Origin of the sequence: Variovorax sp. UC74_104, assembly GCF_044055375.1 — a bacterium.
Lineage (GTDB): Bacteria > Pseudomonadota > Gammaproteobacteria > Burkholderiales > Burkholderiaceae_C > Variovorax.
The window spans coordinates 3,475,007-3,487,096 of record NZ_CP171978.1 but is presented as its reverse complement, the minus strand read 5'-3'; the positions used below and the strand labels follow the sequence as shown (position 1 = coordinate 3,487,096).

The following is a 12,090-nucleotide window of genomic DNA, read 5'->3' as shown; positions in this document are numbered from 1 at the left end:
CCGCACGTCATGACCAAGACCATGTACCTGATCGACCCCGATTCCGGGTTCTTCATCGGCGAATCTGTGCACCCGCTCGACCCCGTCGAAACCGAGCGCACCGGCAAGGCCGTCTATGCATTGCTCAATTCCGCGCTGGCGACCGAGTCGGCACCACCCAACGCCCCCAACGGCATGAAGGCGCGCATGGTGCGCGGCAAGTGGGCCTTGGAGGCGATCCCTTCCGCTCCACAGCCCGAGATCCCGGCGACGCCCCCGCCCCCGCCCCCGCCCCCGCCCCCGCCGCCGCCGCCACCGCCTCCGCCTCCGGCGCCCGCGCCCACGTCCGAAGAGCGCCAGGCCGCGCTGCGGGCCCACGTGCAGGAGTACATGGACGCCATGGCGCGCTCGCTCGGCTACGACGACATCAAGACCGCGACCACCTACGCCGACGAGCCCGCCGTTCCCAAGTTCCAGAACGAAGGCCGAGCGCTCCGCGCGTGGCGGTCGGCTGTCTGGGCCACCTGCTACGAGATCCTCGAGCGCGTGAAAGCCGGCCTTGCCAGCGAGCCCAACCAGGCGACGCTGACCGGCTTGCTCCCGGCTCTCACGATTCCACCGCTCATGGCGCCCGCCGTCCCGTCCACCGAAACGCCCGCTGAAGAGCAGGCCGACGCGTCCAACGAATCGCCTGCGGCCGACTGACCGCATCGAATCCGAAACTTCACAGGAGCATCACATGGCAACAACCGAGTACCACCACGGCGTGCGCGTCTTCGAGATCAACGAAGGCACGCGCCCCATCCGCGTGATCAACACGTCGATCATCGGCCTGGTCGCAACCGCGCCGGACGCCGACCCGGCCACCTTCCCGCTGAACACGCCCGTCCTCGTGACGAACGTCTACAACGCCATGGGCAAGGCCGGCACGACCGGTACGCTCAAGAAGACGCTCGAGTACATCGCGGCTCTGGCCCGGCCCATCACGGTCGTGGTCCGCGTCGAGCCCGGCGCCGATGAAGCCGCCACCACCAGCAACGTCATCGGCACGGTGCTGCCCAGCGGCCAGCGCACCGGCATGAAGGCCCTGCTGACGGCGCAGGCCAAGCTCGGCATCAAGCCGCGCATCCTCGGCTGCCCTGGACTCGACACGCAACCCGTTGCCACCGCACTGTCCACGATTGCCAAGAGCCTGCGCGCCTTCGCCTACGTCAACGCCTGGGGCTGCGAGACGGTCGAGGAAGCCACGGCATACCGCCAGCAGTTCGGCGCGCGCGAGCTGATGGTGATCCACCCGGACTTCCTCGCGTGGGACACGGTTACCAAGGCCAACGCACGCGCGCCTGCTGTCGCGTTTGCGCTCGGCCTGCGCGCGAAGATCGACAACGAGATCGGCTGGCACAAGACGCTTTCGAACGTCGCGGTCGACGGCGTCACGGGCATCAGCCAGGACATCTATTGGGATCTGCAGGATCCGGCCACCGACGCGGGCGTGCTCAACGCCGGCGATGTGACCACGCTGATCAACCGCGACGGCTACCGCTTCTGGGGTTCGCGCACCTGCAGCGACGACCCGCTCTTCGCCTTCGAGTCCGCCACGCGCACGGCGCAAGTGCTGGCCGACACCATCGCCGAGGCCCACATGTGGGCCAACGACAAGCCGCTGCTGCCCGGCCTGGTGAAAGACATCCTCGAGGGCGTCAACAGCAAGTTCCGCTTCCTGACCCGCTCGGGCTACCTCGTGGGCGGCAGCGCCTGGGCCGTTGACGGCGACGTCAACACCGCCGACGAGCTCAAGAGCGGGAACCTGATCCTCGACTACGACTTCACGCCCTGCGCGCCGCTGGAGAACCTGATGTTCCGCCAGCGAATCACGGGCCGCTACTACGAGAACTTCGCCGAGCAGGTCGCCAAGGCTGCCTGACCGCATCACCGCGCATTGATCCACAGAGGAAAACACCATGTCCCTCCCCCGCGTACTCAAGAACTTCATCCTGTTCAACGACGGCAACGCCTACCTTGGCGAAGTGCCCGAGGCCACTCCGCCCAAGCTCAGCCGCAAGATGGAGGAATACCGCGCCGGCGGCATGAACGGCCCGGTCGGCATCGATCTCGGCATGGAGGCGCTGGAGTTCGAATGGACCGCCGCCGGCTACATGAAGAGCCTGCTCACCCAGTGGGGTGCACCTACCCACGACGCAGTGCTGCTGCGGCTCGCCGGCGCGATCCAGGCCGACGACACCGCCGACGTGCAGTCCTGCGAGGTAGTGATGCGCGGGCGTCACAAGGAGATCGACTTCGGCAACGCCAAGGCCGGCGAAAAAACCGAGATCAAGGTGAAGTCGTCGCTCAGCTACTACAAGCTCGCCATCGACGGCGATGTGATCGTGGAGATCGACTTCGTCAACTTCATCGAGGTAGTCGGCGGCGTTGATCGCATGGCGCAGATCCGCCGGGCGCTCGGCCTGTTTTGACCTGACCCGGCCGCGCCGGCAGCTGCCGGCGCATCCCTCCACTTTTCACATCCTCATCCAGCACCATGAACCTCCACGACAACAACGACCCCGGCGTGATCGACATCACCCCGAAGCCCGGCAGCGCCCCGAACAACGCTGCTGGCGAAGTCACGCTCGACACGCCCGTGCAGCGCGGCAGCCAAGCCATCACCAAGGTGGTCATCCGCAAGCCGCGCTCCGGCGAGCTGCGCGGCACTTCGCTCTCGGCGCTCATGCAGATGGACGTGATCGCCCTGACCATGGTGCTGCCCCGCGTCACGGTCCCCACGCTCACGAAGCCCGAGATCGAGGCGCTGGAGCCATCCGACCTGGCGCAACTCGGCGCGGAGATGGTGAATTTTTTGCTGCCGAGTGCGGATCGGATTCCCGCATCCCAGAGCACGTAGAAGACGCGATGGCGGACCTCGCCTTCGTCTTCCACTGGGGCCCTGCCCAGATGGATGACATGTCGGTGCCCGACCTGATGCAGTGGCGCGAGCGCGCCCGTGAACGCCACGAACCGCCCAAGTAGACCCATGCGCCACCCTTCCCCCTTCCAGCCTCATCAGCGCCTCGTGGCGGCCTCGCAAGGGGGTTCGCATGTCCGGTAGCGGCGATCTGCGCCTGATGGTGATCCTGCAGGCGCTGGACAAGGCCTCCGCGCCTTTCAAGAAGGTCACCGAGAGCAGCAGCAAGACCGCCAAGGCGCTGCGCGATGCGCGAGACCGCCTCAAGGAGCTCAACGCCCAGCAGAAGAGCGTCGGCGAGTTCCGCGAGATCCGCGCCGGCCTGCAGGACACCACGGCGAAGCTGACGGCCGCACAGGCGCGCGTCAAGCAGCTGGCGCAGGGGCTGGGCGCTATGGGCCCGCCCTCGAAGGCCATGATCCGCGACTTCACCGCCGCGAAGCGCGAGGCGGCGGCGCTGAGTGAGCAGCATCAGCGGCAGGCCACCCGCGTGCAGGCCCTGCGCGACAAGCTCACGGCCGCCGGCATCAGCGCCGCCGCCATGGGCACCCACGAGCGCCGGCTGCGCACCGAGATCTCGGCCGCTAACCGCGTGATCGACGAGCAGACCACGAAGCTCAAGCAGCTCGGCGAGCGCCAGCGCGCCATGCACGCGGCGAAGGCCGAATACCAGAAGGGGCGGCACCTCGGGCACAACACTGCCGTGGCCGGCGCAGTCGCGGCCGGCTCCGGCTTTGCCGTGCTGCACGCCATGCGCGCGCCCATCGCTGAAAGCTCCAAATTCGCCACCGAGCAGCAGCGCATTGCCGCGCTGGGCCTGGGAGACAAGGTCACAGGCGACGCGATCAAGTACGCGAAGGCCATGGAGACCTACGGCACCAGCACCCGCGACAACCTGTCCCTCGTGCGCGACGGGCTCAGCGTGTTCGCGGATCTGCACCACGCCGAGATGGTCGCGCCCACGCTGGCGAAGATGAAGTTCGCCAACGAGGCGATCTACGGCGAGGAGCAAGGCCACGAGAACGAGAAGAAGTTCATGGACATGCTCAAGGTCATCGAGCTGCGCGGCGGCCTGGCGAACGAGCAGGTGTTCAAGGATCAGGCCGACAAGATCCAGCGCGTAATCGCCGCCACGGGCGGGCGCGTGCAGGGCGAGGAGTGGCTCAACGTCATCAAGACCGGCGGCGTCGCGGCCAAGGGCCTGACCGATGAGGCCCTCTACTACCAGATGGAGCCGCTGGTGCAGGAAATGGGCGGTCACCGCGTGGGCACGGCCATGATGTCGGCCTACTCCAACATCTACCAGGGCAAGACCACGAAGCGCTCGGCCATGATGCTCGGCGACCTCGGGCTGATCGCCGACCCCTCGAAGGTCAAGCACGACAAGGTCGGCCAGATCTCGCAGCTGGGCGTCGGCGCGCTCAAGGGCAGCGAGATCTTCCGGGAGAACCAGTTCCGCTGGATGGAGGAGATCCTGCTGCCGGCGCTCAAGGCAAAGGGCATCACGGAAAAGCAGGACGTGCTCGACGCCATGGGTGGCATCTTCAGCAACCGTACCGCCTCCAACCTGTTCGCGCAGATGTACCTGCAGCGCGACCAGATCCACAAGAACGCGAAGCTCAACGCCGGCGCCGATGGCATCGGCACGCTCTACGACCGCGCACTACAGACCAGCTCGGGCGCCGAGCTGGAGCTGGCCGCCCGTCGCAACGACCTGTACAAGCAGTTTGGCGACAGCATCATGCCGGCCTACCTCGCCGCGCTGCGCCTCGCCACGGCCGCGATGAGGGGCCTCACGAACTGGATGGCGGCCAACCCACGGCTCGCCCAGATCCTGACTACCGGCATCGGCGTGCTTGCTGTCGCTCTGGTGGCGCTCGGCGGCGTCCTGCTGGTGGTCGGGCCCGCGATCCTCGGCTTCGTGGCGATGCGCTTTGCATTCGCCGCCATGGGCATACAGGGCGGCATCCTCTCGCGAGTGCTCGGCCTGCTCGCCACGGGCTTCCGCCTGGCTGGCACCGCGCTACTGTGGCTCGGTCGCGCGCTGCTGCTGAACCCCATCGGCTTAATCATCACAGCCATCGCTGTAGCCGCCTACCTGATCTACCGGTACTGGGGGCCCATCAGCACCTTCTTCGTCGACCTGTGGAACCGGTCGAAGGCCGCCTTCGACCAGTTCTGGCAGTACCTGGGCGGCTCAGTACCTGCTGCCCTCGCCACCGTGGGCGCGGCGATCCTGAACTGGTCGCCGGCGGGCCTCTTCTACCAGGCCTTCGCAGAGTCGATGCGCTGGTTCGGCTTCGAGCTGCCGGCAAAGTTCACCGAGTTCGGCGCCCAAATCATGTCGGGCCTGGCCAACGGCATCACTGGCGCGCTGGGGCAGGTTCAGACCGCGATCTCTGGTGCGGCGGACTCGGCCCTTGCGTGGTTCAAGGAGAAGCTCGGCATCCGCAGCCCGAGCCGCGTCTTCATGCTGGCCGGCGGCGAGATCAGCAACGGTGCCGCGCTCGGCATCGCTAGCCGCGCGGGGTACGTGCGCCAAGCCGCGCTCGGCGTCGCGACTGCTGCGGCCTCGGTGCTGCCGATGACTGCCGGCGCCGACAGCATGCCGCTGATCGACAACCGCGCGCCCATCAGCGCCAGCGCTGGCCGGCTCGCGTCGATGGCGCCCACCAAATACGAGATCCACATCCACGCGGCGCCGGGCACGGACCCGCAAGCCGTTGCCCGCGCCGTCTCGGCCGAGCTGGATCGCCGCGAGCGCGCCAAACGCGCCGCCGGCCAGTCCTCGCTGTCGGATATCGACTGACCGGAGCCCCCATGGACATGATGATGGCCCTCGGCCAGTTCGTTTTCTGCCTCGACACGCTGGCCTTTCAGGAGCTGCAGCGGCAGATGAAGTGGCGCCACGCGAGCAACAGCCGCATCGGCGCGCGCGCGGCGCGGCAGTTCCTCGGCGTGGGCGACGACACCTTCCAGCTGTCAGGCGTGCTGATGCCCGAGCTGACGGGCGGCACCGTCGCCCTCGACGAGCTGCGCGAGATGGGCAACCTGGGCGCCTCGTGGCCCCTTGTCGACGGCACCGGCATCGTGTACGGCCTGTACGTGATCGAGAGCCTCACCGAGACGAAGACCGTGTTTCTGCCCAATGGCGCGGCCAGGCGCATCGAGTTCCAGCTGCAGCTCGAGCGCGTCGACGACGGGCAGACCGATTCCATCGGCGATGACGACGGCACCGGTGACGACGTGGAGACGTGAGGATGGATCCGCAAGACCAGCATCCAGCCCACCCAGCGCCCACCTACCGCCTCAAGATCGGGGACCGCGACATCACACCGATGGTGGACGCACGCCTGATCAGCGTGACGCTCAACGAGTGCCGGGGCAACGAGGCCGACCAGCTCGATCTCGTGCTCGACGACCATGACGGGGCGCTGGAGATCCCGCCCAAGGGCCGCGAGTTGCAGCTCGCCATCGGCTGGATTGGTGCCGACCTGGTCGACAAGGGCACGTTCATCGTCGGCGAGGCCGAGCACAGCGGCGCCCCCGACCAAATCTGCATCCGCGCCCGTAGCGCCGACATGCATCAGTCATTGCGCACGCGCGTGGAGCGCAGCTACCACAGAGTCACCTTGGGCGAGATCGTGCGGCAGACGGCCACACGGCACCAGTTGGTAGCGCGGATCGATCCCGCCTTGGGCGCGCGGCAGATCGCGCACATCGACCAGACCAACGAAAGCGACCTGAACTTCATTACGCGCCTGGCCAAGCTGCACGACGCCGTCGCGACGGTCAAGCGGGGACGGCTGCTTTTCCTGCCCATCGTTGGCACGACCACATCGACGGGTGAGCGCATCCCGGTCATCGAGATCACAAGAGCCGATGGCGACATCCACCGGTATCACACGAGCGACCGGGACGCCTACAGCGGCGTGCGCGCCTACTGGCACGACCCGAAGCGGGCGAAGCGGCGCGGTGTGCTGGTGGGCAAGAGTGGCAACGCGAAGCGGCTGAAAGACACGTTCGCAAACGAGGCCGACGCGCGCGCAGCAGCGCAGGCCGAGTGGCGCCGCATACAGCGAGGCCTTGCGACGTTCAACCTGACGCTGGCGCTCGGCCAGCCCATGCTGACACCTCAGACGCCCGTAAAGGTCTCGGGCTGGAAACCGGAGATCGATGACACCGAATGGCTGACGATCAAGGTGCGGCACACCATGACGTCGGACGGTGGATTCACCACTCATGCTGAGATGGAAGTCTCCAGGACTGAGGCGAATGAGCCGAGCAGCATCGACGACGACTAATCTGCTCTACGGCTCCACTGCCCTCCAAACACGATTGAGCTCCTTCCAAATCAGGCGCATCAGCATCATCTGCGCTGTATTAAGCAAGGATCTCTCCTTCGGTGCTAGGCGCGCAGCCTTCCCGTGCACCAGCTCTCCGCGAACGCGCAGCACCCTGTTGTATTGCTGCCTGAGTTCTTCCCTGTCCTTGCGACTGGTTCCGATAAGAAAGGCATACCGATCAGCAAGTCGCTTAGACAATGAATCGAGATGCTCATCTTCACTCCCGATCAGAGCCTCCAATCCAACACATGCCGCGATGTAGGCAAAGGTATCGTTATCGGCATAGACCGAATCTTGATACCACTCAATCGCCGCAGCAATCTGTTGAAAATCTTGTTCTGAACGCGCGTTGAAGTAGCGACGCAGCGGACCGAGCATGCTGTCAATCGCGATCAATCTCTCTTCATCACTCCTTGGCTCTCGATCCGGCTCAGTCAGCAAAGTTTGAGCCGATTCCGCGCCTTTCGGTGCACTGCCGCGCACGCGCAGTTTCGACTCATTGATCTGAAGACGACCATACAGTCGTTGAACTGCCTCGGGGATTTCCATCGCGTAGAACGGCTCTGACGCTCCATCAGAAAAAGTGGCTTTCGCCTTCCGAGGATTCCAATGCGTTGCGCAAAGCCCGAGCCCAGTCAACACAAAGGCGCACTGCTTCGCCATCGATAGGCACTCAGCAGCAGTACGCGAGTTCGGTGAATGGTCTGCATACCCGGTTGCCATCAGTTCAAGCCACGTATCCGGTGCTGGATCTGATTCGTAGAAAAGGAGGGAAAGCGCCCCCCCTCGAAGCTTGTTATCTGTCGGCGCAGCAGCAACCGACACCAAGCGAACGTCTTCCGCAACTCTCCTAACAGGCCCTGCCAATCGTGGAAAGCTTGGGAGCGAAACGCGTAGAGTACAAGGACGAGGGATCGATTCAAAAAAGCTCTTAATCTGTCCGACAAGCTCGTCTCGCAGATCTTGATTTTCCTCCGATGAAAGAGCGCCGCTTCGTTTGCCCGACCATTTTCTCTCGAACTGTATGCACTGTCTAAACACAATGGACTGCACATCGTCGACTTCAATGTATGGATCGAAAACCCTTGCCATGCTCTCTTTGAGCACCTGGAATTTCGGCCCCGGAGCAATCAGGAACATGCCGTCCCGAAGTTCGAGGCTGCTGACGTACTCAACGAGCGGAGAAAGATACTTCCCCTGAAGCTTGATATTTCCCGCAGTTGGAGTGGGATTGAATGAACTCTCAACAGTTGCCATATCGATTTAAGTTCCAGAAACTGCGGCCGACGCAAAGCAGCCCGCGCGACATGCAGTGATGACGCGATCAATACTTAAAGCGTGGAACTCCGAATGAGCACGATCACTGCTTCAATTCGTTCTCGAAGGTCGAGCACGTCAACGTTCGCGGCTTCACTGCACACCTCCATTGCCACTGCGACCTTGTCGACCTTCTCCATCTTGGTCCCATCGGGCTTTTTGAATGGCAGTACATGCGAAAACTGATCGGTCTTGAGTCGTTTGTGAAAGCGATCTCCATAGACTTTTTTCAAAGCTCTGCTCATGGTTTCGCTCTCCACATAGTTCTCAACCTCCCTGCCGTCGGTAATCCAACCGACGCCACGATCGCTAGCTAGCTCGGCAAGAATTCTCTGTTTGGTGGCATTGATGGAGTCATCAGCTCCCGATCTATCACTGTCCATCACCACGCACAAGTTCCGGTTGAGTTGGCGGACGGCAATTAAAGCCTCCACGTCCTTCTGACCTTCATCGTCATTCGCTGTCAGATGGCTTAGTAACCGCCCACCATAGAACATGATCGAATAGTCAATACCTTCCTTGAGGTCGGGCGCTAGCGCTTTAATCCAGTGATTGATGTAAATGCGATCTGAAGGGCCTTCCACCCAGACAATTGCGTTCGACTGAAGCAAGTCCGACGCTCGATACCCCAGATCACGGCAAACTTGAAACCTGCTCGACGATGTCAACGCTGGTGCAATAGATGTTTCGCCATCGCTGTTTGAGACGTGGAACACCGCAGCTGCAGTCGCATCAATGATGCTTGCTGAATGCGTCGCAATGAAGTACTGGTTTGAGGTTTGCTCAGCGAGATACTGAGCGAGCCGTCTCTGGAGCAACGGATGCAAATGCACCTCGGGCTCTTCAATGCACACGATCTGGCGCTCCATGAATGTGCACGACGCAGCCAACAGCACAACCTCCTGGATGCCGGTGCCTAGCGCACTTAGCGGAAGGAGCTTGTTGTCCATCAAGATGAGAATGTGCTTTCGATCATGCGGGATTCGAATTTCCGCGCTCGAGTTGTCTGTGACCGCGCGCACGAACTCATTAATCGAGTTGAACTTCACCCTCTTGAACTGTTCGTCGTAGTCTGGGTCCTGATGCCTGCCTAACTCTTCTATCAGCCCCCGGCCGGACCAATCAGTAAAGTCCTGCCCTCTATCAGAAACTGCACGTATTGCTGGAACCATCGCGGCAGGAGGTATTGATGCTGGCACGTGCGTCAGCAATCGCTCGATTGATTGCGTCACCCAAGCCTCTGAATCCCCTCCTGTCATTCCAACCAACGCGCTCCAGAAGTCTCGGACGGCCACTAGACCGATCTTCTGCGCGAGCGCCTGCGTATCAAGCTTTGACGGCTTGAGTGCTTGAAGGGCATATGGTGGACGATCACTCCGCCGGAACCAGAACATATCCTCTTTGCTGAAGACAGAAAGCAGTCCCAACCCAACTTCGACGAAGACTTGGTGCCTCGGGAACAAGTTTTCCAGCACACCTCTGACCTGCGCAGACGAAAGGCCAACTCCAAGGACCATTTCCCCATTGGGATTGGAAATGTTCTTGTACAGCGGCTCGATCTGAGGAGCGGCTGCTTGGCTGGTCGACCTTTCAGTTACGTGGGGCCTCAGATGCCGAGAGATGTAGTTCAGAACTGTCGATTTACCGGCGTTATTTGGTCCGATAAAGAAATTGAACTTTTGAAATGGCCCAACGTAGTTCAAGGCATCGCCGATGCCTCGATAGTTGGCCAAAGCAATCCCGTGCAGAAAGATCGAATCCGCCATCAGTCCCTCCTACCCTCTTGGTCTTGCGTTGCTCTTGCTACTGTGCGGTAGACAAAAAAGCGACGTGGACAAAAATCAGCATCAGCGAAGCGTTCGCGAAGACCTTGTGCGACTTCGCTCAGGTCGCCCCAATCGTCCATTACCGCCCAGCGCAGCAGCGCCAAAAGCAACTGGAGCCACAAGGGCGGTTTGCTAACCAGTTTTCTGTTTCGCGAGCGAAGAAAGCACCCTCCGGGCCGCAGCCCTTCCTTCCTCATCGGCGTGATCGTAGTTGTCCAGCAATGCCTGCTGCTCCTGGCTGAGTGAGGCAGTTGGCGTCGGCGTCCGCTGCCCCGTCAGCACATAGAGCACATCAACCCCGTGCGTAGCTGCAACAGCGAGAAAGTCCGCCTTCGGGGCGGAGTTGCCCCTCTCCCAGTCTTGTTCTGCGCGCAGCGAAACATCGCCCAGCTCCGCAAAGGCGGTCTGCGACATCCCGAGCCGCTCACGCTCTTCTCTCAAGCGCGCGCCAATTGATAAGCGGATTTTTTCATCCATTACGTTGCAATAAGCAGATTTCTGCTCTATATTCCGCTTCACTGTGCAATTCTTCGTTTCACAAGCATACAGCCGACGCCTATGAAGCCCGCCTCGAAGACCCGCGTCCGTCGCGCTCCAAATGGCGCTGTCAGCGATAAGCCCATCGCCGTGCGCCTGCACCCTGAAGAGCTCGAGCGGTTCAAGAGCCGCGCTGTTCGCGAGCAGCGCTCCATGGCCTCTGTGGTCCGCCTCGCCGCACTTCGTGGCCTGGACGAATGCGACCGCACCAACACGCCGCTCACGGCTTGACCTTTCCCTGCAGCAATCCTCGGAAGGCTCCCCCATGTACCCCGATCCCAAGCGCGTGCGCTCCAACCGCTACACGATCCGCCTCGACGACTACGAGGATGGCCTCGTGCAGGCCATGGCGAACTATCAGGGCGAGCAGCTCGCAACGCTGCTGCGCGAGTTGGCTCTTCGCGAAGCGCGGCAGGTGCTGGGGCTGGTTCATGAGCCGAGTCTCGACCAGCGCGCCGCCTGAAGGAAGGCCGCATACAGCAGCCCCCCGGCGCAACAAGAGCAGCCGAAAAGATGCCCGAGCACATCATCACCTTCACCGATGAAGACCACGCGCTGATCGAGCGCGTGCGCCTGGAGCGCGGGTTCCCCTCTTTCGAGTCCGCCGCCGAATGGCTGGTAAAGGCTCGGCTTCGCCGCGCCGCGCGCGCGCGACTACTGGGCGCGGTCGTGCCCTCTATCTCGTCGACCGGCGCCCTGCGCCCTCGGAGCCGCGATGAGACTGCGCTGCCCTCACTGCGACCACCTCGGGTCCATCCGGACCACCAAGGTGATGACGCCGACCGTGTCGCAGCACTACGTCGTCTGCGGCAACTTCGAATGCGGGCACACGTGGCGCGCGACCACCGAGGCCGACATGACGATCTCGCCTTCAGCAACGCCGGCGCCGACTGTCCATCTTCCCCTCGCGTCGCACATGCGGCGCGACGTGTTGGCCCAGCAGATCCGCTCGGGCAGCACAGCCGAGCACACGCCCTTGATGACGCCGCCCGAGACGCGTGACCTCTTCGCGCCGGCCGGCATCGACGGCCCCTCATAGCGCGCTCGAGCGCCCGCTCGATCTCCCCTTCCCCCATCCCCTGCGGTGCCTGTTCGGAGGCCCTGCGGGACGTGCTCACCCCGG

General features: G+C 63.0%; 14 protein-coding genes. 11 read left to right on the top strand and 3 right to left on the bottom strand.

Features of this window, described 5'->3' with window-relative positions; genetic code table 11:
* Positions 1–9 precede the first annotated feature (9 nt).
* From ACHMXA_RS16320 to ACHMXA_RS16285, 8 genes are all read left to right on the top strand, one after another.
* Positions 10–684 (top strand): hypothetical protein, encoded by a 675-nt coding sequence (locus ACHMXA_RS16320; protein ID WP_395315808.1) that lies wholly within the window; start codon positions 10–12, stop codon positions 682–684.
* A 34-nt stretch (positions 685–718) separates the two neighbouring features.
* A complete protein-coding gene (locus tag ACHMXA_RS16315) occupies positions 719–1,903 on the top strand; it encodes a phage tail sheath protein (protein WP_395315807.1) in 1,185 nt (394 codons plus the stop codon).
* A gap of 37 nt (positions 1,904–1,940) precedes the next feature.
* Entirely contained in the window at positions 1,941–2,453 is a 513-nt protein-coding gene (locus ACHMXA_RS16310) for a phage major tail tube protein (RefSeq protein WP_395315806.1), read from the top strand.
* Positions 2,454–2,518: 65 nt separating this feature from the next.
* Positions 2,519–2,881, top strand: a complete 363-nt coding sequence (locus ACHMXA_RS16305) for a phage tail assembly protein (RefSeq protein ID WP_395315805.1) — start codon at positions 2,519–2,521, stop codon at positions 2,879–2,881.
* Positions 2,882–2,889: 8 nt separating this feature from the next.
* Positions 2,890–3,006, top strand: a complete 117-nt coding sequence (locus ACHMXA_RS16300; protein WP_176663632.1) for a GpE family phage tail protein — start codon at positions 2,890–2,892, stop codon at positions 3,004–3,006.
* Positions 3,007–3,074: 68 nt separating this feature from the next.
* Positions 3,075–5,750, top strand: coding sequence for a phage tail tape measure protein (locus ACHMXA_RS16295; protein ID WP_395315804.1), 2,676 nt, complete (start codon positions 3,075–3,077; stop codon positions 5,748–5,750).
* 11 nt (positions 5,751–5,761) lie between these two features.
* Positions 5,762–6,199 carry a phage tail protein gene (locus ACHMXA_RS16290; protein ID WP_395315803.1) on the top strand — a complete coding sequence of 146 codons (438 nt, stop codon included), beginning with the start codon at positions 5,762–5,764 and terminating at the stop codon, positions 6,197–6,199.
* A gap of 2 nt (positions 6,200–6,201) precedes the next feature.
* On the top strand, positions 6,202–7,245 hold the full coding sequence (locus tag ACHMXA_RS16285) for a phage late control D family protein (protein WP_395315802.1): 1,044 nt from the start codon (positions 6,202–6,204) through the stop codon (positions 7,243–7,245).
* Between the two features lie 6 nt (positions 7,246–7,251).
* Here the strand turns inward: ACHMXA_RS16285 and ACHMXA_RS16280 are convergent, their stop codons facing one another.
* From ACHMXA_RS16280 to ACHMXA_RS16270, 3 genes are all read right to left on the bottom strand, one after another.
* A complete protein-coding gene (locus ACHMXA_RS16280; protein WP_395315801.1) occupies positions 7,252–8,544 on the bottom strand; it encodes a hypothetical protein in 1,293 nt (430 codons plus the stop codon).
* A 74-nt stretch (positions 8,545–8,618) separates the two neighbouring features.
* The gene (locus tag ACHMXA_RS16275) at positions 8,619–10,370 is read right to left on the bottom strand and encodes an AAA family ATPase (RefSeq protein ID WP_395315800.1); all 1,752 of its coding nucleotides are present in this window, start codon (positions 10,368–10,370) and stop codon (positions 8,619–8,621) included.
* Positions 10,371–10,562: 192 nt separating this feature from the next.
* Entirely contained in the window at positions 10,563–10,907 is a 345-nt protein-coding gene (locus ACHMXA_RS16270) for a helix-turn-helix domain-containing protein (RefSeq protein ID WP_395315799.1), read from the bottom strand.
* 81 nt (positions 10,908–10,988) lie between these two features.
* Here ACHMXA_RS16270 and ACHMXA_RS16265 point away from each other — a divergent pair, with 81 nt between their 5' ends.
* The 3 genes from ACHMXA_RS16265 (at position 10,989) to ACHMXA_RS16255 (ending at position 12,006) form a co-directional block, all read left to right on the top strand.
* A complete protein-coding gene (locus ACHMXA_RS16265) occupies positions 10,989–11,198 on the top strand; it encodes a hypothetical protein (RefSeq protein ID WP_395315798.1) in 210 nt (69 codons plus the stop codon).
* Positions 11,199–11,232: 34 nt separating this feature from the next.
* Complete coding sequence (locus ACHMXA_RS16260; RefSeq protein WP_176668854.1) at positions 11,233–11,430, top strand: hypothetical protein; 198 nt, start codon at positions 11,233–11,235, stop codon at positions 11,428–11,430.
* A 252-nt stretch (positions 11,431–11,682) separates the two neighbouring features.
* Complete coding sequence (locus ACHMXA_RS16255; protein ID WP_369658405.1) at positions 11,683–12,006, top strand: ogr/Delta-like zinc finger family protein; 324 nt, start codon at positions 11,683–11,685, stop codon at positions 12,004–12,006.
* Positions 12,007–12,090: the final 84 nt, after the last annotated feature.

What these genes read in the sequence shown, in the direction of transcription:
- ACHMXA_RS16320 (WP_395315808.1), top strand. Translation starts at nt 10, where the DNA reads ATGACCAAGACCATGTACCTGATCGACCCCGATTCCGGGTTCTTCATC.
- ACHMXA_RS16315 (WP_395315807.1), top strand. Translation starts at nt 719, where the DNA reads ATGGCAACAACCGAGTACCACCACGGCGTGCGCGTCTTCGAGATCAAC.
- ACHMXA_RS16310 (WP_395315806.1), top strand. Translation starts at nt 1,941, where the DNA reads ATGTCCCTCCCCCGCGTACTCAAGAACTTCATCCTGTTCAACGACGGC.
- ACHMXA_RS16305 (WP_395315805.1), top strand. Translation starts at nt 2,519, where the DNA reads ATGAACCTCCACGACAACAACGACCCCGGCGTGATCGACATCACCCCG.
- ACHMXA_RS16300 (WP_176663632.1), top strand. Translation starts at nt 2,890, where the DNA reads ATGGCGGACCTCGCCTTCGTCTTCCACTGGGGCCCTGCCCAGATGGAT.
- ACHMXA_RS16295 (WP_395315804.1), top strand. Translation starts at nt 3,075, where the DNA reads ATGTCCGGTAGCGGCGATCTGCGCCTGATGGTGATCCTGCAGGCGCTG.
- ACHMXA_RS16290 (WP_395315803.1), top strand. Translation starts at nt 5,762, where the DNA reads ATGGACATGATGATGGCCCTCGGCCAGTTCGTTTTCTGCCTCGACACG.
- ACHMXA_RS16285 (WP_395315802.1), top strand. Translation starts at nt 6,202, where the DNA reads ATGGATCCGCAAGACCAGCATCCAGCCCACCCAGCGCCCACCTACCGC.
- ACHMXA_RS16280 (WP_395315801.1), bottom strand. Translation starts at nt 8,544, where the DNA reads ATGGCAACTGTTGAGAGTTCATTCAATCCCACTCCAACTGCGGGAAAT.
- ACHMXA_RS16275 (WP_395315800.1), bottom strand. Translation starts at nt 10,370, where the DNA reads ATGGCGGATTCGATCTTTCTGCACGGGATTGCTTTGGCCAACTATCGA.
- ACHMXA_RS16270 (WP_395315799.1), bottom strand. Translation starts at nt 10,907, where the DNA reads ATGGATGAAAAAATCCGCTTATCAATTGGCGCGCGCTTGAGAGAAGAG.
- ACHMXA_RS16265 (WP_395315798.1), top strand. Translation starts at nt 10,989, where the DNA reads ATGAAGCCCGCCTCGAAGACCCGCGTCCGTCGCGCTCCAAATGGCGCT.
- ACHMXA_RS16260 (WP_176668854.1), top strand. Translation starts at nt 11,233, where the DNA reads ATGTACCCCGATCCCAAGCGCGTGCGCTCCAACCGCTACACGATCCGC.
- ACHMXA_RS16255 (WP_369658405.1), top strand. Translation starts at nt 11,683, where the DNA reads ATGAGACTGCGCTGCCCTCACTGCGACCACCTCGGGTCCATCCGGACC.